The organism is Streptomyces sp. NPDC090083 (genome assembly GCF_044747445.1).
In the GTDB taxonomy this organism is placed as follows: Bacteria; Actinomycetota; Actinomycetes; order Streptomycetales; family Streptomycetaceae; genus Streptomyces.
In genome coordinates, this window is the sequence record NZ_JBIVED010000001.1 from 1,075,171 (window position 1) to 1,099,134 (window position 23,964).

Consider the following 23,964-nt stretch of genomic DNA (forward strand, 5'->3'; position numbering starts at 1 on the left):
CAGAAATCGGCCGGTCGGCTCGGAATTTATGTTGTCGAGCCGCCGCCGAGAAGGTCACCGATACGCGAGCACACATCCGGAGAGCATCAGGAAGGCACGAGAACGATGGCACGAGGACGCAGAAGACTCGGCGCGGGACCCCGACCACCGCGCCGCCGCCGGTGGTGGTTCGCCGGGCTCGCCGCCCTCGCGACGACGGCGACCGTACTGATCGCCTACGGCGCGTGGACCCCGTCGGGGACGGCCGGCAGCCGCGCCACGGCCCACCAGGACGCGGACACGGCCGCACGTCCGTCGGCTTCGCGCACCACGTCGCCCTCGCCCTCCCTCTCTCCCTCGCCGTCGCCCTCGTCGGGCCACAGTGCCACCGCCTCCCCCACCCCCGAGGCGTCGCAGCGGAGCACCCGCAAGCCGACCACGACATCCGCCGCACCCGCGCCGCAACCCGGCACCGCGCCCGCGGGCAAGCGCCTGATCACGGTCGTCAACCGCACCCCGCAGACGGTCTGGGCGATCGTCACCGACACCGCCCTCTACCCGGCGGGCCGCCGGCTCGCGCCGGGCCAGAGCGTGTCGGTGACCGTGGCCGACCACTGGGGCGGCCGGATCTGGGGCCGTACGGGATGCACCTCGACAGCCGCCGGCCACTGCGCGACCGGCGACTGCACCAGCGTGTGCGAGGGCGCCAACCCGCCCACCACACTGGGGGAGTTCACGTTCGACGCGTATGCCGGGATGGACTTCTACGACGTGAGCATGGTCGACGGTTCGAACCTGCCGATGTACATCAACATCTCGCACACCACGACCGTCGACCCGGTCAGCTCCTCGGGCTGCTACAAGGGCGTCTGCACCTCGGACGTCGACTGCCCGGCCGCGATGCGGGCGACCTCGGGCGGGCAGGTCGTCGGCTGCGAGCCGCCCTGCGCGGCGTTCGGCGGCGACACGTACTGCTGTCGCGGCGCCTGGGCGGGCCGCGACCACTGCGTCCCCGCGAAGTGGCCGGTCGACTACACCCAGGTCTTCAAGCGGGCGGCGCCCTACGCCTACTCGTACGCCTTCGACGACGGGGCGACGATGCCGTGCAAGGGGGCCTGCTACTACCGGGTGACCTTCGGGACGACGGGGTCGTAGCGCGCGGTGCGGTGTCGTAGCACGCGCTGCGGGTCCGAGTAACTGGCCTACGGATGCGCTCGGTTGGGCGAGCAGTGTCTTCAGGCCGGCCCCGTCGCCGTCACCGCTCCGGGGTGGTCTCCGGTTCCGTGGGGCGGGCCGCGCGGGCGTAGCGGGCGGCGAGATCCCCGAAGGCGGTGGCCAGTTGGGGCGGGCCGACGACCTCGATGTCGGTGTCGAAGCGGCCGAGGGCGGCGGCGAGTCCGTTCCATGACCAGGAGCCGAGGGTCAACCGGCAGCGGCGGGGCCCGAGTTCCTCGACGATCCCGTCCCCGGCGTGGGGCGCGACCTCGGTGGCGGGGAGGTGGAGGATCACCTCGCCTTGGCACGGCCAGTCGGTGGTGGTGCCGTCGTTGCCCCGGAACCGGCCGGTGACGAAGGTGGAGACGGTGCCGCCGGGCAGGTCGCGCGGGGCGAAGCGGGGACCGGTGGGAGTGCGGGGCCGGATACGGTCGACGCGGAACGTGCGCCAGTCCTCGCGGTGGAGGTCCCAGGCCACCAGGTACCAGCGGTGACGCCAGGTGACCAGGTGATGGGGCTCCACGCGGCGGACGCCGTCGCCCGTGGTGCCCGGCCCCGGGACGTAGGCGAAGCGGAGCTCCTCGTGGGCGCGCACGGCACGGCTCAGCTCCATCAGGACCTGGGCGTCGGCCTGAGGGGTGCCGTCCGCCTCCGCCGGCGGGCGGACCGCGGTGACCCGCACCAGGTCGATGCGGTGGCGCAGCCGGGGCGGCATGACCTGGCGGAGGGTGGCCAGCGCGCGGGAGGCGTCCTCGGCGACGGTGGTACCGGCGGCCCCGGTCCGCAGCGCCACGGCGAGGGCGACGGCCTGCGCGTCGTCGAAGAGCAGCGGCGGCAGACGGGTACCGGCTTCCAGGCGGTAGCCGCCGGCGGGTCCCTTGACGGACCTGATCGGGTAGTCGAGTTCGCGCAGGCGGTCGATGTCCCGGCGGACCGTGCGCGAGGTGATCCCGAGACGCTCGGCGAGATCGTCCCCGGACCAGTCCCGGGGCGTCTGGAGGAGCGAGAGCAGCGCGAGCAACCGGGCGGACGTCTTCTGCATGCCACCCATCCTCCCGGAAGTAGCGGACACACCCTGTCCTCTACCGCTGCCAGTGTGGTCCCACGTCACGCACACGCGTCGACACACATGTGTCACAGAGGCACAGAGGCAAGGAGCAGGTCATGTCCGTCACGACCACCACCCACCTGAACTTCCGGGGCACCGCACGCGCGGCGCTGGACTTCTACCAGTCCGTCTTCGGCGGACGCACGGTCACGGTCACCTACAAGGACGCGGGCGCCGTACGCGACGAGAGCGAGGCGGACTGGGTGATGTGGGGCGAGGTGGCCGGAGACAACGGCTTCCACGTCATGGCCTACGACGTGCCGTCCCAACTGCCGTGGAACCAGGGCGAGAACGCCTTCTTCGTCTCCGTGCGCGGCGACGGGACCGAGGAGATCAGCGCCCTGTGGGACAGGCTCGCCGAGGGCTCGACGATCGTGAGCCCGCTGGCGCCCGCGCAGTGGGCCCCGCTGTACGGCATGCTCACCGACCGCTTCGGGGTCACCTGGGTGCTGGACGTCGCCGCTCCGTACAACGGCTGAGCGGCCGGGCTGCCGACGGTGCTCCGGGCCGGCCCCAGGACGGCGGCCGGCCCGTCGACGGCGCCCACCACCGGCCGCCCGGCCGCCGTCCCGCGATCAGCTGTCGCGCAGGAGCCGGGTGAGCCAGTCGGTGCGGGTCCGGCGGGCCGTGGCCGAGATGTCCGCCTGGGGACACAGGGCGTCGAAGCCGTGGAACCCGCCTGCCCAGACGTGGAGTTCGGCCTGACCGCCGGCCGCCCAGATGCGGGTGGCGTAGTCGGTGTCCTCGTCGCGGAAGACCTCGGCGGAACCGGTGTCGATGTAGGTCGCCGGCAGGCCTGAGAGGTTCTCGGCGCGGGACGGCGAGACGTACGCGGGCACCTCGTCGTCGGTGAGGTCGCCGAGGACGGCTCGCCAGCCGAACTCGTTCATCTCGCCGGTCCACACGCCGGGCACGCCGGAGTACTGGCGGCTGGAGGTGGTGGTGTTGCGGTGGTCGAGCATGGGGCAGATCAGCACCTGCGCGGCGACGGCCGGGGCGCCGAGGTCGCGGGCCAGGAGCGTGACGCCCGCCGCGAGACCGCCGCCGGCGCTGGCACCCGCGACGATGATCCGGGCGGGGTCGATGCCGAGTTCCTCGGCGTGCTCGGCGGTCCAGAGCAGGCCCTGGTAGCAGTCGTCGACGAGGGTGGTGCCGGTGGCCTCCGGTGCGAGCCGGTACTCGACGGAGACGACGACCGCGCCGAGTCCGTCGAGCCACTCCAGCGGGATGTCGAGCTGTGAGAAGCGGTCGCCCATGACCATCCCGCCCCCGTGGATCCAGTAGACGCAGGGGGCGGCCGTCGTGCGCCCGGTGTCCGCGGGGCTGAGGACCGACAGCTTGATCCGGGCACCGTCCTCGGCCCGCACGGTGACCTCGCGCCTGTCGATCCGCCGGCCGGCCAGGAGCAAGTCGACGGGCTCCGTGGGGAGTTGTCGCACCTGCGCGAGGATCTCCGGGGTGAGCCGGGACATGAGCGGCATGTCGGCCAGCAGCTCGCGCAGTTGGGGGTCCAGAGCGGGACGGGTCATGGCGTGGGCCTTTCGCGGTGTGGTGCCGGGTGGGACGGAGGACGAGTGCGGCGACGAGGACGGGGGCGGCGGGCGGATGACGTCCGGCCGGTCAACCGGTCAGTCGGTGAGCTGGTGAGCCGATCGACCGGACGTTCAGAACGCCGCCCTGCCGAGGACCGGGACGTAGTCGGTGTACTCGGACTCCTTGGCCAGCAGTCCGGCGATCCGCGCCACGATGGCCTGGGCCGCCTCCCCGGCGAAGATCCGGTGGTGGTCCTCCTCGCTGGTCCAGCCCTCGGTGACGTGGACGACGTCGGGGTCGGACGCGGAACGCGAGACGAGGTAGACGACGCAGTGTTCGCTCGCGCCGGGACTGCCCTCGTCCAGGCCGGTCAACAGCAGGTCGACCAGGTGGGTGCCCATCCCGGGCCTGGCGGTCAGGGTGGCGTTGAAGCCGTAGTCGGCACGCATGGATTCTTCCTTCGCGGTGGTGGAGCGGTGGACTGGACTGATTCCATTCAACGCTTCTGACCTGCGTAAACGTTAGATCGATGCTCGCGGGTGCTTGCACGATCCTCGCGATGTCGGGAGCGGGGTGGCAGCGAGGTGCTGCAATGGACGCATGTCCCTGGATGAGTTCCGAACCCTGCTGGACCGGCACGCACGGCCCGACTGGACCACCGCCATCGACGGTGTCCTGATCTCGAAGGTCGACCGGCCGGATCCGCCCGCGCCCTCCATGTCCGGCACGGTGGTCGCCGTCATCGCCCAGGGCGCCAAACGCCTCGCGCTGGGCGAGCGGGTCTACGAGTACGGCCCCGGGCAGTACCTGGTCGCCTCCGTCGACCTGCCCGTCACCGGGCAGTTCACCCAGGCCGACCCCGACCGGCCGGCCCTCGGCTTCGGCCTCACTCTGGAGCCGTCCGCCGTGGCCGAACTCCTGTTGCAGGCCGGTTCCGGCGACCTCCCCCGCGGCGGCGGAGCCACGCCGTCGGGGATCGCCGTCAGTGACGCCCCGGCCGCCCTGCTCGACGCGGTGGTCCGCCTGCTGCGCCTGCTCGACGAACCGCGCGACCGGGCCGTACTGGCACCGCTGGCCAAGCGCGAGATCCTGTGGCGGCTGATCACCGGCGAACAGGGCGCGACGGTACGGCAGCTCGGTCTGGCCGACAGCGGGCTCAGCCATGTCTCCCGGGCCGTGCGGTGGATCCGCGAGCACTACGCGCAGCCGTTCCGGGTCGAGGACGTGGCCCGCCTGTCCGGCATGAGCGTCTCGGCGTTCTACCGCAACTTCCAGGCGGTGACCGCGATGAGCCCGATCCAGTTCCAGAAGCAGATCCGCCTCCAGGAGGCCCGGCTGCTGCTGGCCACCCACCCCGGGGACGTCACGGGGGTCGGGCAGCGCGTCGGCTACGACAACCCGTCGCAGTTCAGCCGCGAGTACCGCCGCCAGTTCGGCGAGCCCCCGAGCCGGGACGCGGTCCGTCTGCGGAACATCGCGCTCACCCCGGCGAGCGTCCTGCCCTGACCGGAACCGGAGCAGCAGGCCGGGAGCAGCGGGACCGGAGCAGGCACATGAGGGCGCCGTAGAGGATCGTGCATGTACGGGAGAGGATGCCTCTACCGTATCCGCAGGTGAGAGCCGTGTACTGGGATCAGAAGTTCTTCCGCCGAGTAGGAACATGCCTACTCGATGCGGCTCCCACGACCTCGCGAGGATCTCAGCATGAAGACAGTCCTGCTCACTGGCGCCTCATCCGGATACGGCCGGGCGACCGCCCTCCACTTCCACGCGCAGGGGTGGCACGTCATCGCCACGATGCGCACGCCCCGCCCGGGCGTCCTGCCCGAGTCGGACCGGCTGCGGGTCCTCGCGCTGGACGTGACCGACCCCGGGACCATCGCCGCCGCGTTGGAGGCTGCGGGCCCCATCGACGTCCTGGTCAACAACGCGGGCGTCCCGTCGATCGGCGTGTTCGAGGGCACCTCGATGGACCGGGTGCGGGAGGTCTTCGAGACCAACACGTTCGGGGTGATGGCGACGACGCGGGCCGTGCTGCCCCAGTTCCGTGAGCGGGGCTCCGGCGTGGTGATCAACGTGACCTCCAGCGTGGTGCTGGGCCACATGCCCCTCTCGGCCGTCTACAAGGCGAGCAAGATGGCCGTCGAGGGGTTCACCGCCTCCCTCTCGCTCGAACTCGCGCCCTTCGGCGTGCAGGCGAAGACCGTCGAGCCGGGCGCCTGTCTGACGACCAACTTCGCCGCCTCCGCGACCAACGGCGCCCCGGTGGAAGAGCTGGTCCCGGCGCCCTACGCGGCCTGGGCGAAGAGGCCCATGGACTCCTTCACGGACCAGGACCTGTTCACCGAGGAGAGCGACGTCGCCGAGACCGTGTGGCGCGCCGCGCACGACACGACCGGCCAGCTGCGCTTCCCGGCAGGTCCCGACGCGGTCCTGCTCGCGCAGGCGAAGTGATCCGACCGGCGGGGGACGGAACCCCGCCACGACGCCGGGAGCCGGCCCCGCGCAGGTGCGCGAGGCCGGCTCCCGGCCTGTGACGAAGCCGCTGGGCCGTCCTGCCCGGTGGGCAAGGTGCCCGGGTCAGCTCTCGTCGGGTGTCAGCCGCAGCGAGATGCTGTTGATGCAGTACCGCTGGTCCGTGGGCGTCGGATAGCCCTCGCCCTCGAAGACGTGCCCGAGGTGCGAACCGCACCGGGCGCACCGCACCTCCGTGCGGACCATGCCGTGCGAGCGGTCCTGGATCAGTTCGACCGCGTCGGTGTCCTTCGGGTCGTAGAAGGACGGCCAGCCGCAGTGGGACTCGAACTTCTCCGTGGAGGTGAAGAGTTCGGCGCCACAGGCGCGGCAGGCGTAGACGCCCTTGGTCTTGGTGTCGGTGTACTCACCGACGAAGGCCGGCTCCGTGCCGGCCTGTCGCAGCACCGCGTACTCGGCCGGGTTCAGCTCGGCACGCCATTCCTCGTCCGGCTTTTCGACGTCGTACGACATGAAGCTCAGCCCCTTACTTCGCGAGACGGTCCAGGATCCGCGGGCCGAGGTCAGTCACATCGCCCGCTCCCATGGTGAGAACCAGATCACCGGGCTTCGCCATTCCCGCGACGGCCTCGGGCACGTCCGCCCTGTCGTGGACCGGGGTCACGTCGGCGCCCGCGGCGCGCGCGGCCTCGATGATCAGGTCGCTGGTGACGCCGGGGATCGGGTCCTCGCGGGCCGGGTAGATGTCCAGGACCAGCGAGGCGTCGGCGAGGGCGAGGGACTGGCCCATCTCCTTGCCGAGCTCCTGGGTGCGGGAGAAGAGGTGGGGCTGGAAGACGACCAGCAGCCGCGAGGTGGACGCCGCCGCGCGCATCGCCTCCAGGTCGGCCGTCATCTCCGTGGGGTGGTGGGCGTAGGAGTCGATCACCTGGACGCCGGCCGCCTCGCCCTTGAGCTGGAGGCGTCGCTTGACTCCGGTGTACGCGGCCAGCGCGGGCGCCAGGTCCGCCGCCGGGATACCGAGCGCCACGCCTGCGGCGAGGGCCGCGACCGCGTTGCTCGCGTAGTGCCGGCCGGGGACCGAGACGGTGAAGGTGAGTTCCTCACCGGCCAGGAGGACGGTCACCTCGCTCTTCAGGCCCTGTGCCACGACGGACAGGATGCGGACGTCGGCGTCCTCCGCCTCGCCGTACGTCACGGTCCTCAGCGCGTCCGAGGCGACCCGCCGGGTCAGCTCCCGGGCGCCCTCGTGGTCCGCCGAGATCACCAGGGTGCCGCCCTCGGTGATCCGGTCGGCGAAGGTCTGGAAGGACTCGTAGATCTCTTCCATGGACGCGTAGTTGGCGTGGTGGTCGAGCTCCACGTTGAGGACGATCGCGACCTCGGGGGCGTACTTGTGGAAGCTGCGGTCCGATTCGTCGGCCTCGGCGACGAAGATCTCGCCGTCGCCGTGCAGCGCGTTCGACCCGGGGGCGTCCAGGTCGCCGCCGATCGCGTACGAGGGGTCCAGGCCCAGGGCGGAGAGCGACACCGCGAGCATCGAGGTCGTGGTGGTCTTGCCGTGCGTGCCGGCCACGGCGATCGGGCGCAGGCCGTCCATCAGACGGGCCAGGGCGTCCGAGCGGTGGACGACGGGGATGCCGAGCTCGGCCGCGCGGGCCAGCTCGGGGTTGTCCGCGCGGATCGCCGACGACACGACCACGCAGGTGGCGTCGTCGGCGAGGTGCTCCGCCGCGTGTCCGATGTGGACCGTGGCGCCCAGGGCGCGCAGGGCGTCGGCGGTCGCGGAGTCCTTGGCGTCGCTGCCGGCGACCTTCGCCCCGCGCTGCGCGAGGATCTTGGCGATCCCCGACATCCCGGCCCCGCCGATGCCGATGAAGTGCGGTCGGTCCATGGCGGTGGGAAGGCCGGGTGCCATGTGTGTCTCCCTGTGCGTGCTGGTTCCGTACGGGTACGGCGGACGTTCAGCGGCAAGCCTATGCGGTGCCACCGACAATCACGGACAGCCGTCGGCCGTCCCGCCGCCGCTGCGCCTCGCTCCGCTCCCCGCCCTGCTTCTCGCTCTGTTCCCGCTACTCCTTGCTGTGCGAGAACAGCTTCAGGACCGGTACGCCGACCTTGTGACGCGCGCGCGACGCCCAGTCCCGGTGGAAGAACTCCTCCACGTAGTGCGGGTCGGTCAGCACGATGACCTCGTCCGCGCCGGTCTCCTCGACGAGGGTCTTCAGCGCGTCCAGCGGGTGGTCCTCGATGAGCCGGCCCTCGGCCGCGCTGCCCGCGGCGCGCAGGGCGTCCAGGGACACCTGGAGGGCCTGTGCGCCGAGCGCCGCCGCGTCCTTGCCCTCGGGGGTCTCCCGTTCGTGCGCCGCCTCGTCGAGTTCGCCGAGGGCGACGTCGTCGATGGCCCGCAGCAGGCGGTCCGCCTGGTCGCCGCGGGGCTGGAGCAATACGTGGAAGGAGACGGTCTCGTCACCGTGCAAGGTGGTGACGAACTCCACGTCGGCGGACGTAAGGGCCTTCTCGATCATCAGTACGCTTGTGAACACCAGGCGCCCTTTCTCCTTCGAGGGCCCTCGGGCCCTCTCTCCTCCGTGGGCCTGCCAGGCCCTGCGGAAACCATCCTGCCCCGTGATCGCACGGGTACTGCCGGTTTTAGTGTGCCCGCCGAAAGCTAAACGGAACGGATGATTCCGCCCCGTTTTCACGACCGACGGTAACGACCGAACAGGAACCCGGCCTCTTCCAGCAGGGACACCAGTTCGAAGCGCTGGGGAACCTTAACCGACGGCCCTCCCGCGATCCGTTGCGCCTCCCCCGCGACGAGCATCGGCGAGAGGGTCAGACACAGTTCGTCGAGTGCCCCGGCGGCCACGAACTGCCCCAGCAGCCGCGGCCCGCCCTCGGTCAGCAGCCGGGTGTGCCCCAGCGCGGCGAGCGCCTCCACGACCCGTGCGGGGTCGACGCCGACGCCGTCACCGGCGACGACCACCCGGGCGCCCGACTTCTCCGCGGCCGCGACCCGGTCCGGTGCCGCCTGGGCGCCCGTGAGGACCAGCGTCGGCACCAGGGGCGAGACGAAGAGCGGAAGCGAGAAGTCCAGATCGAGGCTCGCGGTGACGACCGCGATCACGGGGGCCGGTCCCTGCCCGGCACGCGTGCGTGCCTCCGCGAACTCGGCACGCGCGCGTGCGGGTCGGTAGCCCTCCTGGCGTACCGTTTCCGCGCCGACGATCACGACGTCCGCCAGCGCCCGCAGAGTGCCGAAGATCCGCATGTCCGCGTCCCCGGAGATGGGCTGCGAGCGGCCCTCGTGGTGACCGGCCCCGTCGAGCGTGGAGACCATGTTGGCGCGCAGCCAGGGGCCGTCGGCGGCCGGGTAGGCGTACGCCTCCGCGAGGTCCGCGAGTCCCCACTCACGGTCCGTCCCACCCGCGTCAGGGGCCCCGTCCGAGGCCTGGGCTGCTGTTTCGTCGGTCACAGGGATCAGGCGTCGCATGTCGTGCAGTGTGGCACGGCCCTTAGAGTGGTGAACCGTGTCGTCCTCCTCAGCCGCCCCCGGGACCAGCCCGATAGCAGACGCGGCCCCGCTGTCCCTGTGCGCCCGCGAGCCGTACGTCCCCGCAGACCGGCTGGTCGCCGAGATGGTGCCGCCGCCGCGCTTCGACTCGGTGCGCTTCGCCACGTACATCCCGGACCCGAACCAGCCCAGCCAGACCGAGGCGGTCGGCGTCCTGGAGGCCTTCGCCGCCGGACTCGGCGGGGCACACGCGGCCGGCGCCGGCAAGCGCGGCTTCCTGGGCTTCGGCAAGGGGAAGGCGAAGACCCCGGCGCGACCCCGCGGTGTCTACCTGGACGGCGGCTACGGCGTGGGCAAGACCCACCTCCTGGCCTCCCTGTGGCACGCCACCCCGGCCGAGCCCGCGCTCAAGGCCTTCGGCACCTTCGTCGAGCTGACCAACCTGGTCGGCGCCCTCGGTTTCCAGCAGACGGTCCGGACGCTCTCGGGCCACCGCCTGCTGTGCATCGACGAGTTCGAGCTGGACGACCCGGGCGACACCGTCCTCGTCTCGACCCTGCTCGGCAAGCTCGTCGACGCCGGTGTGGCACTCGCCGCCACCTCGAACACGCTGCCGGGCAAGCTCGGCGAGGGCCGCTTCGCGTCCGTCGACTTCCTGCGCGAGATCCAGGGCCTGTCCGCGCACTTCCGCTCGCTGCGCATCGACGGCGAGGACTACCGCCACCGCGGCCTCCCGGAGGCCCCGGCACCGTTCTCCGACGAGCAGGTGACGAAGGCGGCGTACACCACCCCCGGCGCCTCCCTCGACGACTTCCCGAACCTGCTGGCCCACCTCGCCAAGGTCCACCCCAGCCGCTACGGCGCCCTCACCGACGACCTCAGGGCCGTCTGCCTCACCGACGTCCAGCCGGTGCCCGACCAGTCGACGGCCCTGCGCCTGGTCGTCCTCGCGGACCGGCTCTACGACCGTGAAGTGCCCGTCCTCGCCTCGGGGTTGCCCTTCGACCGGCTGTTCAGCGAGGAGATGCTGAACGGCGGCTACCGCAAGAAGTACTTCCGCGCGATCTCCCGCCTCACCGCGCTGGCCCGGGACGCCAAGGGCCTCGTCGAAACCGCCTAGTTCACGCCAGCACAGGCACGCTTTTCACGCTCTCTTTCATCGGAAACGCTGCGTTAACCTTGCAAACAACTCAGCTGGGCTACCGTACTTCTTGACCAACCATTGACCAGTCGTTGGTCTGTACAAGAGATGCGAAGTGTCTGAGGGGGGGCGCATGTTGCGAGGTAAGACGGCACGGACCGTGCTCGCACTGATCACCACCGCCCTGCTCGCCCTCCAGTTCTTCGCACCCACCACTTCCTTCGCATCCGCGCATACGGCGCGTCACGCAGAGGCCAAAGCACAGCCGGTGCTCACGCTCGGCGGCAAGGCCCTGCGCACCGAGACCATCACCTTCCGCGACTGCGGCGCCGCCGGGACCCCCACCGCCCCGCTGCGCCTGCGCGACCGTTACCGCGTCGCCGACTGCGGGCCCGAGGCGCCCGAGCGGCCCCTGCTGGCGCAGGACCCGGCGGCCGTCAGCACCTCGGTGGCGCCGGGCGCGGCGCACCATCGCACGTCAAGATCCTCGACAGCGCACTCTCCGGCGGCACTTCAGGTCTTCCGCTGCTGAGAGACCGGCAGGCAGTCACGTCCCCCACCACACTGTCATGCAAGCCCGACGCGCCCAGAGGGCGCGCCAGGAGGAATACACACGTCATGCAGCCCCTCATCGACAACGCCCGGACGTTCGGACAACGCCCTGAGGAGTTCGCCGGACTCGCCGCAGGCCAGTCCCCACAGGTCCTGTTCATCACCTGCTCCGACTCCAGGGTCGTCCCGGCCCTGATCACGGGCGCCCGCCCCGGCCAGCTCTTCGAACTGCGCACCGCGGGCAACATCGTCCCGCCGTACGCCTCCGGCAACCCCACCAGCGAGGCGGCCACCATCGAATACGCCGTGGAGGTGCTCGGCGTCCAGGACGTCGTCGTCTGCGGCCACTCCCACTGCGGTGCCGTCGGCGCCCTGGTGCGCGGCGACGACCTCGCCGCCGTGCCGGCCGTACGCGACTGGCTCGCGCACGCCGCCGACGAACCCGCGCCGAGCGACACCGCCGACCCGACGGTCGCCGGAGCCGTGCAGAACCACGTACTCGCCCAGTTGCTGCGCCTGCGCTCCTACCCCTGTGTGGAGCGGCGGCTGGCGGACGGGCGGCTGCGGGTGCACGGCTGGTACTACGAGGTCCACACCGGTGCCGTGCTCGAACACAGCGCGGACACCGACCAGTTCGAGTCCCTGTGAGTCGCGCCATGGACAATGACCTGACCCCGAAGAAGACCAGGTTCCCTCATCTGCGGCAGGACTTCGCCGCCTCGCTCGTCGTGTTCCTGGTCGCGCTCCCGCTCTGCGTGGGCGTGGCCGTCGCTTCCGGTGTACCGGCCGAACTCGGCCTGGTCACCGGCATCGTGGGCGGGATCGTCACCGGACTCATGCGGGGCAGCAGCCTCCAGGTGTCCGGGCCCGCCGCCGGTCTGACCGTGCTGGTCTTCGAGGCGGTGCGGGAGTACGGACTGCCCGCCCTCGGCGTCATCGTGCTCATCACCGGCGTGCTCCAAGTCCTCATGGGCGTCCTGAAGTTGGGGCGCTACTTCCGGGCCATCTCGGTCTCGGTCGTCGAGGGCATGCTGGCCGGCATCGGACTGGTTCTGATCGCGGGGCAGTTGTACTCGGTCGCGGGGGCGAAGGCCCCCGCCTCGGGTGTCGACAAGATAGCCGGGCTGCCCGGCGCGCTCGTCGACGCCGTCGGGAAGACGGAGGCTCTGGCCTCGCTCGCGCTCGGCGCCGCCACCGTCGCCGTCCTGGTGCTGTGGAAGCGGCTGCCGGCCAAGGTCCGTACGGTTCCGGGTCCGTTGGCCGCCGTAGGACTGGCGACGCTCGCCGCGCTCGTGTTCGGGCTGCCGGTGGCGACGGTCGAAGTGCAGGGGCTGCTGGGCTCGTTGCAGCCGCCGCCGCTGAGTGAGTTCGGCGGGCTGGCGCGGATCGGACTGCTCGGCACGATCGTCGCGTTCACGCTGATCGCGTCCGCCGAGTCGCTGTTCAGCGCGGCGGCAGTCGACCGGCTGCACTCCGGCCGACGCACCGAGTACAACAAGGAGTTGGTGGCGCAGGGCGTGGGCAACGCGCTGTGCGGGATCCTCGGCGCGCTGCCGATGACCGCGGTGATCGTGCGCAGTGCGGCCAACGTGCAGGCGGGTGCGCGGACGAAGGCGTCCCGGGTCATGCACGGCGTGTGGCTGCTGCTGTTCGCGGCGCTGCTGCCGGGCGTCCTCGCGTACATCCCGATCCCGGCCCTGGCGGGTGTCCTGGTGCACGCCGGTGCCAAGCTCATCCCCGTCCGGGCGATCGTGTCGCTGTGGCGCGAGCACCGGGGCGAGGCGCTGATCCTGGTCGTCACGGCGCTGTCGATCGTGGCGGTCAGCATGTTCGAGGGCGTCCTCATCGGCCTCGCGCTGGCCGTCGTGAAGACGGCGTGGGAGGCCTCCCACATCAAGCTGGAGGTCGTCGACAAGGGCGCCGGCCCGGTCCAGGCCTATCTGTCGGGCAACGCGACCTTCCTGCGGCTGCCGAAGATCCTCGACAGCCTGGAGGCGCTCCCGCAGGACCGCCCGGTCGAACTCCACCTCTCCGGTCTGCACCACCTCGACCACGCCTGCCGTACGGCGCTGGAGAACTGGGCCGAGCGGCACAGCGCGGTCGGGACCGAGCCGGTGAAGGTCACGGCGGTGAAGATCCCCGCGACCCAGCGGACGGCATAGGCGAGGCGGCGGTGCCGGTGCCCGCTCCGGGGTGATGGTGGCCCCGGGGCGGGCACCGGCGTGATCGTGGCCTCAGGACAGGTGCCGGGCATACCCTTGCAGAAGTAGACAGAACGGCCTCTCTGTGAGGGGGTCAGGATGCTCCAGGACCTGCTGGTGGCGGGCGCGGCGGCCGGTTCCGCGTGCCTGGTGTACGTCGCCGCGGCGGCGCGGGTGGTCAAGCAGTACGAGCGCGGGGTCGTCTTCCGCCTCGGGCGGGTGGTCGGTGACGTCCGGGCGCCCGGCTTCACCATGGTCGTCCCGTTCGTGGACCGGCTCCGCAAGGTCAACATGCAGATCGTGACGATGCCGGTGCCCGCGCAGGAGGGCATCACGCGCGACAACGTGACGGTGCGCGTCGACGCGGTCGTCTACTTCAGGGTCGTCAACGCGTCCGACGCGATCGTCACGGTCGAGGACTACCGCTTCGCCGTCTCGCAGATGGCGCAGACCTCGCTGCGGTCGATCATCGGCAAGAGCGACCTCGACGATCTGCTCTCCAGCCGCGAAAAGCTCAACCAGGGGCTGGAGTTGATGATCGACAGCCCGGCGGTCGGCTGGGGCGTCCAGATCGACCGCGTCGAGATCAAGGACGTCTCGTTGCCCGAGACGATGAAGCGGTCGATGGCCCGGCAGGCCGAGGCGGACCGTGAGCGGCGGGCCCGGATCATCAACGCGGACGCCGAGTTGCAGGCCTCGAAGAAACTCGCCGAGGCCGCCGAGCAGATGTCCGAACAGCCCGCAGCACTCCAACTCCGGCTGCTGCAGACGGTGGTGGCGGTCGCCGCCGAGAAGAACTCCACGCTGGTGCTGCCGTTCCCGGTCGAGCTGCTGCGGTTCCTGGAGCGGGCCGCGCCTCCTCCCCCGCCGCCCGTGGAGAAGTGACGCCCGGTGCCGGCCGCCACGGACTGGCGAGTCCCGCGCCCACCCCGCAGGATCGAGGGACCCGACCGGAAGGGACGGCCCATGAGCAAGAAGGCCTCGAAGAGCGCGGACCGGAAGAAGAGCAGGGGCGAGGGCGCGGAGAAGGACGGGGGCCGGAAGAAGCGGGGCACGGCGCACGCCTCCCGCGACGAGGCGGGCGCGCTGGCCGCCGAGCTGCGCGTCCCCGCCGGCCGCCCGGTCGACCTCTCCTCCTACGACCCGAGGGCCACCCCGGCCGGCCCCGCCGACAAGGCCGCCGGCCTCAAGGACACCGCCCGGATGGGCGAACACCTCGCCGACCTGCAAGAACGCCTCTGGGCGGCGAGCACGGCCGGCGACGGCCGACGTCTCCTCCTGGTCCTCCAGGGCATGGACACCAGCGGCAAGGGCGGCACGGTCAAGCACGTCATCGGCCTGTTCAACCCGTCCGGCTGCCGGATCAGAGCCTTCAAGGCGCCCACCCCCGAGGAACGCCGGCACGACTTCCTGTGGCGTATCAAGCGCGCCCTCCCCCACCCCGGCGAGATCGGCATCTTCGACCGCTCCCACTACGAGGACGTCCTCATCGCCCGCGTCCGCGACCTCGCCCCGCACCGCGAGATCAACGACCGCTACGGCCGGATCAACCGCTTCGAGAAGTCCCTCGCCGACGACGGCGTGACCGTCGTCAAGTGCTTCCTGCACATCTCCTACGACGAGCAGCGCCGCCGCCTGCTGGAACGCCTCGACAACCCGGACAAGCACTGGAAGTTCAACCCCGGCGACATCGAGGAACGCGCCCTGTGGCCCGCCTACCAGCAGGCCTACGAGACCGCCCTCACCCGCTGCTCCACCCCGGACGCCCCCTGGTACCTGATCCCGGCCGACCGCAAGTGGTACCGCAACTGGGCCATCAGCCGTCTCCTCCTGGACCGCCTGACGGCGATGGACCCGCAGTACCCGAAGGCGGACTTCGACGTGGAGGAGTGCCGGGAACGGCTGCTGGGCCCGGGCTGACCGCCCCGCCCCCCGCCGTGTCGGTGAGCAAATAATCCCTTTTATCCTTCTATCTTCCTACGGTGACCATTCGAGTACGCCAAGTCGCCGCCGCCTGTGCGCTCGGCGCCGCGCTCACCGCCTGCGGCGCCCCCTCGGCGCCCCACGCCAGCCGTCCGGCGCCCAGCGCGCCCTCCGCCGCCGAGTCGCGGCCACCCACGCTCGCGCCCGGACCCGCCGGACTGACCCCCGTCTTCAAGAACGGACCGCGGGTCGGCGGCAGGACCGTCGCGCTGACCTTCGACGCCGACATGACCGCCGACGAGGGTCCCCGCGCGGCGAAGGGCGAGCACTTCGACAATCCGCAGCTGATCTCCACGCTGCGCACGCTGAAGGTGCCGGCGACCGTGTTCATGACGGGCCGGTGGGCCGACGAGTACCCGGCGGAGGCCCGCGCCATCGGCCGTGACCCGCAGTTCGAGATCGCCAACCACTCGTACAGCCACTACGCCTTCACCGGCGACTGCTACGGCCTGCCGACCGTGGCCCCGGACCGGATGAAGGCCGATGTCGAGCGGGCGTACACCGCCTTCAAGAAGGCGGGCGTGCCGAACGCGATGCCGTACTTCCGCTTCCCCGGCGGGTGTTACGACCGTCAGGCGCTGAGGACGCTGAGCGCGGTCGGTGTCACGGCGGTGCAGTGGGACGTGGTCAGCGGCGACGCGTTCGCGACGGACTCGGACGCGGTGGCCCAGCAGGTGCTGGAGGGGGTGAGGCCCGGCTCCGTCGTCGTCATGCACTGCACGCGCAGCGCCGCCCCGGCGACCGAGCGGGCCGTCCGCATGATCGTGCCCGAGCTGCGGAAGCAGGGGTACCGCTTCGTCAAGGTCTCCCAGCTGATCGGAGCGACCGGCCGGCACGGCTGAGTGCCCGGCGCTCCCTCGTACGCTGGTGTCATGAGCGACGAGGAGACGGCACCGGCGTACGCGGAGTGTGTGCTGTGCCGGGAACCGACCGAGTACCCGGAGTCGTACAAGGGGATCACGCTGTGCCCCGTCTGCGAGTGGCAGGAGGCACAGCGCACCGCCTGCTCGGGGTGAACGGCGGGCCGACCCGCGCAGTTCCCCGCGCCCCTGAGGCGGCCCCTCGGCGGTGCCTCCAGGAGCCGTTCCCCCGGCTGGCAGACTGAGGGGGTGACCAGTGACTCCACCGTTCCCGGCGACAGCGCCGACCCCTTCCGCAACGAACCCACCGCGCGCGACGAGGCTCCGCAGTTCGTGCTGCCTCTCGTGGTGCGGATCGAGCGGGACGCGCCGCCGGTCCGCACGGACGCGCTGGAGACGGCCGCGCGTGCGGTGCTGACGATCCTCAGCGACGAGCGGGCCCTCGGGGACGGCGAGTGGGCGCAGGCCGTGCGGGACTGGCAGGACGCGCGGATCCGGAAGGTGGTCCGGCGGGCGCGCGGGGCCGAGTGGCGGCGGGCCGAGGCGCTGCCGGGCATCACCGTCACCGGGAAGTCGGCGGAGGTACGGGTCTTCCCGCCCGTCCCGCTCGACGGCTGGCCCAAGGACCTCGCCCGGCTCCAGGTCTCCGGCACCGACCTCGACGACCCCGAACCGCCGGCCGACGCGGACCCGACGGCGCCGGTGCTCTGGCTCAACCCCGAGCTCGACATGTCCGCCGGCAAGACGATGGCCCAGACCGGCCACGGCGCCCAGCTCGCCTGGTGGGAACTGTCCGACGACGACCGCACCGCCTGGCGCCGCGCGGGCTTCCCCCTCTCCGTGCGCACCGCCACCCCCGCCCACTGGGCCGAACTCATCAGCACCGAAAGGCCGTTGGTCCGCGACGCGGGCTTCACCGAGATCGCCCCGGGGCTCACGGTCGCCGTCGAGGGGCACGAGCGCGCCGGCGATCCGCCGGGCGACGCAGCACCGCCGACCGGCTGAGGCACCCCCCCCCCGGCCTACGTCCGCACCACCGCTCCCGGCCGGGTCCACGGGATCAGCGCGGGAACCCGCGCCCGGTACGCCTCGTAGGACGCGCCGAACCGGTCCGCCATCAGGCGGTCCTCGATGCGCACCCGGCGCAGCAGCCACGGCACCGCGACGGCCGGGAACACGATCCATATGCCGAAGCCGCAGGCGAGCATCCCGCCGAAGGCCAGGCCGAGGAGCCCGGTGTAGATGGGGTGCCGGACCATGCGGTACGGGCCCTCGGTGCGCAGTTCGTGGTGTTCCTGGACCACGGGGATGCTGGCCCACATGACGCCCAGGACCCAGGGGGCCCGGAGGAGCAGGGCCGTGGAGGCCACGGCGAGCACGGCGCCGAGGACCGCCAGCTCAGGTTGCCAGTACTGGAGGTGGTGCCAGAAGGAGTCCGGGGAGCGGGCGACCAGGACGGAGAACGCCCAGCAGCCCGCGAGGAGCAGCACCCGGCGGGGCAGGGTGCGGCGCAGTCCGCGCACCCGGTCCCGCAGCCCGGTCCCGCTCTTCACGCCGAAGTAGACGGCACCCACGAGCCAGGCCACGACGAAGATCGCGACGCAGATGCCCGTGAGGGCGGCGAGTGCGGAATGCAGTGAGCCCATGCCACAAGGCTGCGCCCTGACCTGCGTCGTTCACCACCACCCACGGGCTGATTCATGGGCTCCACCCCCGGGTGGAGACCCGCGGCGGGGCCGACGCCCTCGGCCCCGCCCGCACCGCGCGCCGTCGCGTCACGTCCCGGGCGGGGCCCGTCTGCCCCGCGTTGCTTAGGGTGGACCACCATGGGAGCGGGCGGGGTTGACGAGGACACGGCGACGACACGGCTCGACGGCCGGGTCGAGCGGGGCAACCGCACGCGGCGCCTCGTCCTGCGCCGCACCGTCGACATCGCCTCCGTCGAGGGCCTGGAGGCACTGTCCGTGGGGCGGCTGGCCACCGAGCTGCGGCTCAGCAAGAGCGGGGTGTTCGCGCTCTTCGGCTCCAAGCAGGAACTGCAGCTGGCGACCGTGCGTGAGGCCGCCCGCATCTACACCGAGCAGGTGATCAGGCCCGCCGCCGAAGTCGCCCCCGGAATGGGCCGGTTGTGGCGGCTGTGCGACCTGTGGCTGGAGTACTCGCGGGGCCGGGTGTTCCCCGGCGGCTGCTTCTTCTACGGGGTCATCGCCGAGTTCGACGCGCGCTCCGGGCCGGTGCACGACGCGATGGCCGGCGCGCACCGGGCCTGGATGTCCCTCGTGGAGCGGACGGCGGCCGAGGCCCGGGACACCGGCGAGCTGCGGGCCGACACCGACATACCCCAACTCGCCTTCGAGATCGTCGCGTTGATGGAGACGTCCAACGCGTTCTCCGTGCTGCACGACGAGGAGACCGTGTACCGCAGGGCCCGGGCCGGCATAGCGGCACGGCTGCGGAGCGCGGCCACCGATCCCGCCACGGCTCCCCAAGTCCCCTGACACGAACGGCACTTCCTCTCCACCTCAGGTCGGCCGAAAACAAGTAGCACGATCGTTCGCACAGTTTTAGGCTCGGGCCTCATGACCACCACCGGAACGGACATCGTCGAGCTCGACCGGATCGCCGTCCACGAGGCGCTGCGCATGGTGGAGTCGGCGCACGCGGAGGACTGGGAGCGGGACACCCCTTGCGCGGGCTGGGACCTGCGGCGGCTCGTGGCACACATGGCCGCGCAGCACCGCGGGTTCGCGGCCGCCGCGCGCGGCACGGGCCAGGACCCGGACTCCTGGCGGGAGCCCGCGGACCTGAGCGACCCGGCCCGTACGCATCGCGAGGCGGCCACCGACGTCCTCGCCGCGTTCGCCGAACCCGGCGTCGTCGAGCGGGAGTTCACCCTTCCGGAGCTGGGCGCGAGCTTCCCCGGCCGGATGGCGATCGGCTTCCACTTCGTCGACTACGTCGTGCACGCCTGGGACGTCGCCGCCACCCTCGGTGTACGGCTGGACCTGTCGGACGACGTGCTCGACATCGCCCTGACCGTCGCCCAGTCGGTGCCGACCGACCCGGCCGGGCGCGGACCGGGGTTCACCTTCGGCCCGTCCCTCGACGTGCCGCCGGACGCCGGAGCGCTCGACGAGACGCTGCGGCTGCTGGGCCGGGCTCCGGAGGACTGGCCCACGAACTCGCCTTCTTTGCCTTCCCTTTGAGGAAAGCTTCCCTCCCTTTGAACAAGTCGCCCGGCCCGCTCGTACCTTCTGGCACCGGCCACGCGCCGGCTTCTCCACCGGCCAGTTGGTTTCCCCGGGAGGCTCCCTTGAGTCGTATCAACGGTACGGCTGTGCTCATCACGGCCATCGTCGCCACCACCGGCGCACTCGCCTTTCCCGTGTGGTCGTACTCCGACCGCGCGGGCACCGGACAGGCGAACGTGGCGGCGGGCACGGTGAACACCGAGTGGGGGCCGCTGACGGCCTCCGACCGGGATCTGATCGTGCGGGTGCGGCTGGCCGGGCTGTGGGAGCTGCCGGCCGGGCAGCAGGCCATCGAGCGGGCGCCCAGCGCGGCGATCAAGGAGGCCGGGGACCATCTCATCGTCGGCCACACCGACCTCGACAAGCGGGTGCGGATCGTCGCGGCCCAGCTCAACGTGGCGCTGCCCAACGTGCCGAACGAGCAGCAGCAGGGCTGGCTCCAGGAGATGAGCGCGGCGACCGGCGCCGAGTACGAGTACAAGTTCGTCAACCTGCTGCGCGCCGCGCACGGCAAGATCTTCCCGGCCATCGGCGCCGTGCGGAACAGCACCCGCAACAGCCTCGTGCGGCAGCTGGCCTCGGACACCAACCAGACCGTGCTCGACCACATCACGGTGCTGGAGAAGACCGGGCGGGTCGACTTCGACGCCATCGCCAACGAGATCGCGAACGCCTCCACCGCCAGCCCGACCGGCCCCGCCGCGCCGGTGCCCGGTCTGCCCGCGCCCTCCGCGCCGGCCGCCGAGGCGAGCGGCAACATCGGTACCACCTCGCGGCCGTCCCCCGCGGCGCCCGGCACCGTGAACACGGGCCGACCGGATCCGGTCGACTCGAACGGCATCCTGGGTTAGGGCAGAGCTCCCCGAACCTCAAATGTTCCTCTGAAGGTGACGCGGCGGGGGTTCGGGGCCCGCTGTTCCGGCGATACCTCGGTCACGCCGGAACAGCGGCCATGAGGAGTTCATGGAATACCTGGACGACGGGGGCGGACGATGGAGCGACTGGGGACGGGCATCGGCTGGCGGCCGGAGATCGCGGACGCCGTGGAGCGCATGCCGGGCATCGACTGGGTCGAGGCAGTGGCCGAGAACGTCTGCCCCGGTCACCTCCCCGACTCCCTGCTGCGGCTGCGCGCCCGCGGCGTGACCGTCGTCCCGCACGGCGTCTCCCTCGGCCTCGGCGGCGCCGACCGCCCCGACGAGGCCCGGCTGACCGCGCTCGCCGAGCGTGCCGAGGCACTGGGCGCGCCGCTGGTCACCGAGCACATCGCGTTCGTCCGCGCGGGCGGCCCGCTGACCGCCTCACCGCTCCTGGAAGCCGGGCACCTGCTGCCCGTACCGCGCACCCGCGACGCCCTCGACGTGCTCTGCGAGAACATCCGCGTCGCCCAGGCAGCGCTGCCCGTGCCCCTCGCCGTCGAGAACATCGCCGCGCTGCTCGCCTGGCCGGGCGAGGAGATGACCGAGGGCCAGTTCCTGTACGACCTGGCCGACCGCACCGGCGTACGCCTCCTCATCGACGTCGCCAACCTGCACACCAACCACGTCAACCGCGGCGAGGACCCGGCCGAGGCCCTCGCCGAACTCCCCGTCGAGGCCATCGCCTACGTCCATGTCGCGGGCGGCGTCGAACGCGACGGCGTGTGGCACGACACCCACGCCCATCCCGTGCCCGCGCCGGTCCTAGGCATCCTCACGGATCTGGCGTCCCGCGTCTCTCCGCCCGGGGTACTGCTGGAGCGGGACGACAACTTCCCCGAACCGGCCGAGCTGGAGCGGGAGTTGGAGGCGATCCAGGGGGCGCTGACCAAGGGGTGGGCCCGGCGGACGACGGGCCGGGCGACCGCGCCGGAGCCGAAGGCCTGGACAACGGCCGAGGCGACCCGGGCCGCGGGGCCGCCGGAGGACTCCGGCCCCGCCCGCCAGCGCCTCGCCCTGGCCGAGACCACCCTGCTCTCCGCCCTGGTCGCCGGCACCCCCGTCCCCGACGGCTTCGACCGGATACGGCTCGGTGTGCAGGCCCGGGCGCTCGGGGTGAAGCGGGCGGACGTCGTGGCGAAGGTCGCTCCCGAACTGCCGGAGATCCTCGGGGAGTCGTACCGCACGGCGTTCCTCGCGTACGCGCACTCGCACCCGATGACCGGCGGCTACCGGCGTGACGCGCTGGACTTCGCGGGGCAGCTGCTGCTGTCCGGCGGGCCCGAGGACGCGGACGCGCGGCGGGAGTTGCGGGAGTGGTGGCTGGAGCGCTCGGGGCCCGTCCCCCGGTCGAAGCGGCCCGCGGTGCGGCTCGCCCGGGCCACCCGGCGGGTGCTGCTGGGCCGTTGAGGTCCGGCGCGGGGCCGGAGCGGGGCTGACGTGGGGCCTTGGGAGGCGCCTGTGACTCCACAGTAATGTGGTGGTTCCGCACGAGAAGCGCACTCACGTGCGGTGCCGGGACAGGAGGCACCCCATGCGACCGCGACCCCCCGCTCAGGGCCGAGGCATCTTCAGTGGCACCGGCGTCATCGTCATCGGCCTGACCGTGACCCTCGCCGCACTGGTCTTCCCGGTCTGGTCCTACGCCGACCGGTCCGGTACGGCAGGTGCCGGCGTGCTCAGCGACCAGACCGTGACGACGCCGTACGGGCCGTTGTCCGCCCTGGACCGGGACTTCGTCACGAAGGTCCGGCTGGCCGGGCTGTGGGAGCTGCCGGCCGGCCGGCAGGCGGAGGAGAAGGGCACCACCGCGGCCGTACGGACGGCGGGGCAGCACCTCATCGACGGGCACACGTTCCTCGACGAGCGGGTGCGGGACGTCGCCGCGCGGCTCGGGGTGCCGCTGCCCAACCAGCCGAACGCGCAGCAACAGCAGTGGCTCGCCACGCTCGGCGCGGCGCGGGGCGTGGACTTCGACCGCAAGTTCGCCAACATCCTGCGCCTCGCGCACGGCCGGGTGTTCACGGTGGTCGCGCAGGTCCGGGCCACCACGCAGAACTCCTTGGTGCGCTCGCTCGCCGACGACGCCAACACGACCGTCCTGGACCACATCAAGGTCCTGGAGGCCACCGGCTACGTCGACTTCGCCGAGCTGGCCCGGGACATGGCCGCGTCCAGCTCGCCCGTGCCCAGCGTCTCCGCCGCGGCCGACCCCGGTCAGGTCGTCCCGCTGAGCCCGTCGGCCTCCCCGACCTACACGCTCCCGCCGGCCGCCTCCAGCCCCCTGGTGTCGGCGCGGCCGTAGACCTGTTTCGGCCGTGGGCGGTTTCCGGACAACCGGAACGTCACATGCCGACAACGCTCTGTCCGGATTGTGAACAAGGCATGGCGTCGCGGTCCGCCTTTGGCATAGAAACTTGGCATGTTCTGGGTCCTTCTCCTGCTCCTGGCCTGGGCCGTCGCCGGCACGGCGTGCACGCGGCTGTGCCTGGCCGCCGTCAGAGCGGCGGCCGCCGACGCGGACGACGCGGGCACGGGACATGATCTGACGCTCTACGAGGCGGCGTTCCTCTCCGGCGGTCCCGCGCGGGTCGCCGATCTGACGCTGGTCTCCATGGCGCGCCAGCACCGGCTGCTGCTCGCCCACACCGGCTGGGCGACCGTCGTCGACCCGCGCGGCCGGGACGCCATCGAGCGGTCGGTGATAGGCGCGATCGGTCCCGAGGGGCAGTCCAGGATCGGCCCGGTGCGGGCCACCGCGGCGGCCACGGACGCGGTGCGCGACCTCGCGGTCGGACTCGTCGACGCGGGTCTTGCCGTACCGGACGGGAGTACGACGACCGTCGCGTCCGGGGTCCGGCAGGTGCGGGCCGCCGCGCTCGCCGTGCTCGGGCTGGGCGCGATCGCGCTGCTGACGCCGGGGGCCGAGATGCCGCGGGGCCTGGTCGCGCTCTGGTTCGCGCTGCCACTGGCCCTCACCCTGAGCTGCCTCGCGATAGCGCGGATCGAGGTGCATCCGTACTCGCGCTGGGCCTCTCCGGCCGGTCAGCGGCTGCTGGGCACGCTGGCGCGGCACGCGGGCAGCGGGGACGACCGCACCTATCTGACGTCCGTCGCCGTACGCGGCATCCGCGCGGTCGGCGAGCCCGATCTGCGGGCGGCGTTCGCACACCGCGAGCAGTTCGAGCGGCGCCGCTGACCGCAGCGTGAAGGCGCTCCCCGGGGGCGCACG

The 23,964-nt window shown here is 72.0% G+C and carries 27 protein-coding genes; 19 read left to right on the top strand and 8 right to left on the bottom strand.

Annotation, left to right across the window (positions count from 1 at the left end; genetic code table 11):
- The first annotated feature begins 105 nt into the window (after positions 1-105).
- Entirely contained in the window at positions 106-1,134 is a 1,029-nt protein-coding gene (locus ACIPTO_RS04500; RefSeq protein WP_401189410.1) for a thaumatin family protein, read from the top strand.
- Positions 1,135-1,234: 100 nt separating this feature from the next.
- On the opposite strand, the gene ACIPTO_RS04505 is transcribed toward ACIPTO_RS04500, so the two are convergent.
- Positions 1,235-2,236, bottom strand: a complete 1,002-nt coding sequence (locus tag ACIPTO_RS04505) for a helix-turn-helix transcriptional regulator (RefSeq protein WP_401189411.1) — start codon at positions 2,234-2,236, stop codon at positions 1,235-1,237.
- Between the two features lie 122 nt (positions 2,237-2,358).
- On the opposite strand from ACIPTO_RS04505, the gene ACIPTO_RS04510 reads away from it, so the two are divergent.
- Entirely contained in the window at positions 2,359-2,781 is a 423-nt protein-coding gene (locus ACIPTO_RS04510; RefSeq protein WP_366312288.1) for a VOC family protein, read from the top strand.
- A gap of 96 nt (positions 2,782-2,877) precedes the next feature.
- Here the strand turns inward: ACIPTO_RS04510 and ACIPTO_RS04515 are convergent, their stop codons facing one another.
- A complete protein-coding gene (locus ACIPTO_RS04515; RefSeq protein ID WP_401189413.1) occupies positions 2,878-3,831 on the bottom strand; it encodes an alpha/beta hydrolase in 954 nt (317 codons plus the stop codon).
- Between the two features lie 135 nt (positions 3,832-3,966).
- Entirely contained in the window at positions 3,967-4,284 is a 318-nt protein-coding gene (locus ACIPTO_RS04520; protein WP_366312292.1) for an antibiotic biosynthesis monooxygenase, read from the bottom strand.
- 151 nt (positions 4,285-4,435) lie between these two features.
- Between ACIPTO_RS04520 and ACIPTO_RS04525 the strand changes: the two genes are divergently transcribed.
- Together ACIPTO_RS04525 and ACIPTO_RS04530 are read left to right on the top strand one after the other, a co-directional pair.
- Positions 4,436-5,341 carry an AraC family transcriptional regulator N-terminal domain-containing protein gene (locus tag ACIPTO_RS04525; RefSeq protein WP_401189414.1) on the top strand — a complete coding sequence of 302 codons (906 nt, stop codon included), beginning with the start codon at positions 4,436-4,438 and terminating at the stop codon, positions 5,339-5,341.
- A gap of 198 nt (positions 5,342-5,539) precedes the next feature.
- Positions 5,540-6,289, top strand: coding sequence for an SDR family oxidoreductase (locus ACIPTO_RS04530; protein ID WP_401189416.1), 750 nt, complete (start codon positions 5,540-5,542; stop codon positions 6,287-6,289).
- Between the two features lie 126 nt (positions 6,290-6,415).
- Here the strand turns inward: ACIPTO_RS04530 and msrB are convergent, their stop codons facing one another.
- The 4 genes from msrB to ACIPTO_RS04550 form a co-directional block, all read right to left on the bottom strand.
- Positions 6,416-6,823 (bottom strand): peptide-methionine (R)-S-oxide reductase MsrB, encoded by a 408-nt coding sequence (gene msrB / locus ACIPTO_RS04535; RefSeq protein ID WP_366312298.1) that lies wholly within the window; start codon positions 6,821-6,823, stop codon positions 6,416-6,418.
- A gap of 13 nt (positions 6,824-6,836) precedes the next feature.
- Positions 6,837-8,228: a UDP-N-acetylmuramate--L-alanine ligase gene (gene murC / locus ACIPTO_RS04540; protein WP_401189417.1), complete on the bottom strand. Its 1,392-nt coding sequence runs from the start codon at positions 8,226-8,228 to the stop codon at positions 6,837-6,839.
- Between the two features lie 154 nt (positions 8,229-8,382).
- Positions 8,383-8,856, bottom strand: coding sequence for an indole-3-glycerol phosphate synthase (locus ACIPTO_RS04545; protein WP_366312302.1), 474 nt, complete (start codon positions 8,854-8,856; stop codon positions 8,383-8,385).
- A 155-nt stretch (positions 8,857-9,011) separates the two neighbouring features.
- A complete protein-coding gene (locus ACIPTO_RS04550; RefSeq protein ID WP_401189419.1) occupies positions 9,012-9,806 on the bottom strand; it encodes a pyrimidine reductase family protein in 795 nt (264 codons plus the stop codon).
- Between the two features lie 37 nt (positions 9,807-9,843).
- Between ACIPTO_RS04550 and zapE the strand changes: the two genes are divergently transcribed.
- The 9 genes from zapE to ACIPTO_RS04595 all read left to right on the top strand — a co-directional run bounded on the left by zapE (position 9,844) and on the right by ACIPTO_RS04595 (position 17,569).
- Positions 9,844-10,947, top strand: coding sequence for a cell division protein ZapE (zapE, locus tag ACIPTO_RS04555; RefSeq protein ID WP_401189421.1), 1,104 nt, complete (start codon positions 9,844-9,846; stop codon positions 10,945-10,947).
- A gap of 154 nt (positions 10,948-11,101) precedes the next feature.
- Positions 11,102-11,500: a hypothetical protein gene (locus ACIPTO_RS04560; protein ID WP_401189422.1), complete on the top strand. Its 399-nt coding sequence runs from the start codon at positions 11,102-11,104 to the stop codon at positions 11,498-11,500.
- A gap of 86 nt (positions 11,501-11,586) precedes the next feature.
- On the top strand, positions 11,587-12,168 hold the full coding sequence (locus tag ACIPTO_RS04565; RefSeq protein ID WP_366312310.1) for a carbonic anhydrase: 582 nt from the start codon (positions 11,587-11,589) through the stop codon (positions 12,166-12,168).
- A gap of 8 nt (positions 12,169-12,176) precedes the next feature.
- Positions 12,177-13,682 (top strand): SulP family inorganic anion transporter, encoded by a 1,506-nt coding sequence (locus ACIPTO_RS04570; RefSeq protein ID WP_401189424.1) that lies wholly within the window; start codon positions 12,177-12,179, stop codon positions 13,680-13,682.
- 138 nt (positions 13,683-13,820) lie between these two features.
- On the top strand, positions 13,821-14,606 hold the full coding sequence (locus tag ACIPTO_RS04575; protein WP_366312314.1) for a slipin family protein: 786 nt from the start codon (positions 13,821-13,823) through the stop codon (positions 14,604-14,606).
- An 81-nt stretch (positions 14,607-14,687) separates the two neighbouring features.
- Positions 14,688-15,641, top strand: coding sequence for a polyphosphate kinase 2 family protein (locus tag ACIPTO_RS04580; protein ID WP_401189427.1), 954 nt, complete (start codon positions 14,688-14,690; stop codon positions 15,639-15,641).
- Positions 15,642-15,703: 62 nt separating this feature from the next.
- Positions 15,704-16,546, top strand: a complete 843-nt coding sequence (locus ACIPTO_RS04585; protein WP_401189428.1) for a polysaccharide deacetylase family protein — start codon at positions 15,704-15,706, stop codon at positions 16,544-16,546.
- A 30-nt stretch (positions 16,547-16,576) separates the two neighbouring features.
- Positions 16,577-16,720: a hypothetical protein gene (locus ACIPTO_RS04590; RefSeq protein ID WP_366312320.1), complete on the top strand. Its 144-nt coding sequence runs from the start codon at positions 16,577-16,579 to the stop codon at positions 16,718-16,720.
- 93 nt (positions 16,721-16,813) lie between these two features.
- Positions 16,814-17,569, top strand: a complete 756-nt coding sequence (locus tag ACIPTO_RS04595; RefSeq protein WP_366312322.1) for a peptidyl-tRNA hydrolase — start codon at positions 16,814-16,816, stop codon at positions 17,567-17,569.
- A gap of 17 nt (positions 17,570-17,586) precedes the next feature.
- Here the strand turns inward: ACIPTO_RS04595 and ACIPTO_RS04600 are convergent, their stop codons facing one another.
- Positions 17,587-18,210 (bottom strand): methyltransferase family protein, encoded by a 624-nt coding sequence (locus tag ACIPTO_RS04600; RefSeq protein WP_401189430.1) that lies wholly within the window; start codon positions 18,208-18,210, stop codon positions 17,587-17,589.
- Positions 18,211-18,390: 180 nt separating this feature from the next.
- On the opposite strand from ACIPTO_RS04600, the gene ACIPTO_RS04605 reads away from it, so the two are divergent.
- The 6 genes from ACIPTO_RS04605 to ACIPTO_RS04630 all read left to right on the top strand — a co-directional run bounded on the left by ACIPTO_RS04605 (position 18,391) and on the right by ACIPTO_RS04630 (position 23,931).
- Positions 18,391-19,062: a TetR/AcrR family transcriptional regulator gene (locus ACIPTO_RS04605; RefSeq protein ID WP_401189432.1), complete on the top strand. Its 672-nt coding sequence runs from the start codon at positions 18,391-18,393 to the stop codon at positions 19,060-19,062.
- 81 nt (positions 19,063-19,143) lie between these two features.
- Positions 19,144-19,770, top strand: coding sequence for a TIGR03086 family metal-binding protein (locus ACIPTO_RS04610; protein ID WP_401189434.1), 627 nt, complete (start codon positions 19,144-19,146; stop codon positions 19,768-19,770).
- Between the two features lie 107 nt (positions 19,771-19,877).
- The gene (locus tag ACIPTO_RS04615) at positions 19,878-20,666 is read left to right on the top strand and encodes a DUF4142 domain-containing protein (protein ID WP_366312330.1); all 789 of its coding nucleotides are present in this window, start codon (positions 19,878-19,880) and stop codon (positions 20,664-20,666) included.
- A 141-nt stretch (positions 20,667-20,807) separates the two neighbouring features.
- A complete protein-coding gene (locus ACIPTO_RS04620; protein ID WP_401189436.1) occupies positions 20,808-22,142 on the top strand; it encodes a DUF692 domain-containing protein in 1,335 nt (444 codons plus the stop codon).
- 124 nt (positions 22,143-22,266) lie between these two features.
- Positions 22,267-23,037 carry a DUF4142 domain-containing protein gene (locus ACIPTO_RS04625; protein ID WP_401189438.1) on the top strand — a complete coding sequence of 257 codons (771 nt, stop codon included), beginning with the start codon at positions 22,267-22,269 and terminating at the stop codon, positions 23,035-23,037.
- A gap of 117 nt (positions 23,038-23,154) precedes the next feature.
- A complete protein-coding gene (locus ACIPTO_RS04630; protein WP_366312336.1) occupies positions 23,155-23,931 on the top strand; it encodes a TIGR04222 domain-containing membrane protein in 777 nt (258 codons plus the stop codon).
- The last annotated feature ends 33 nt before the right edge of the window (positions 23,932-23,964 follow it).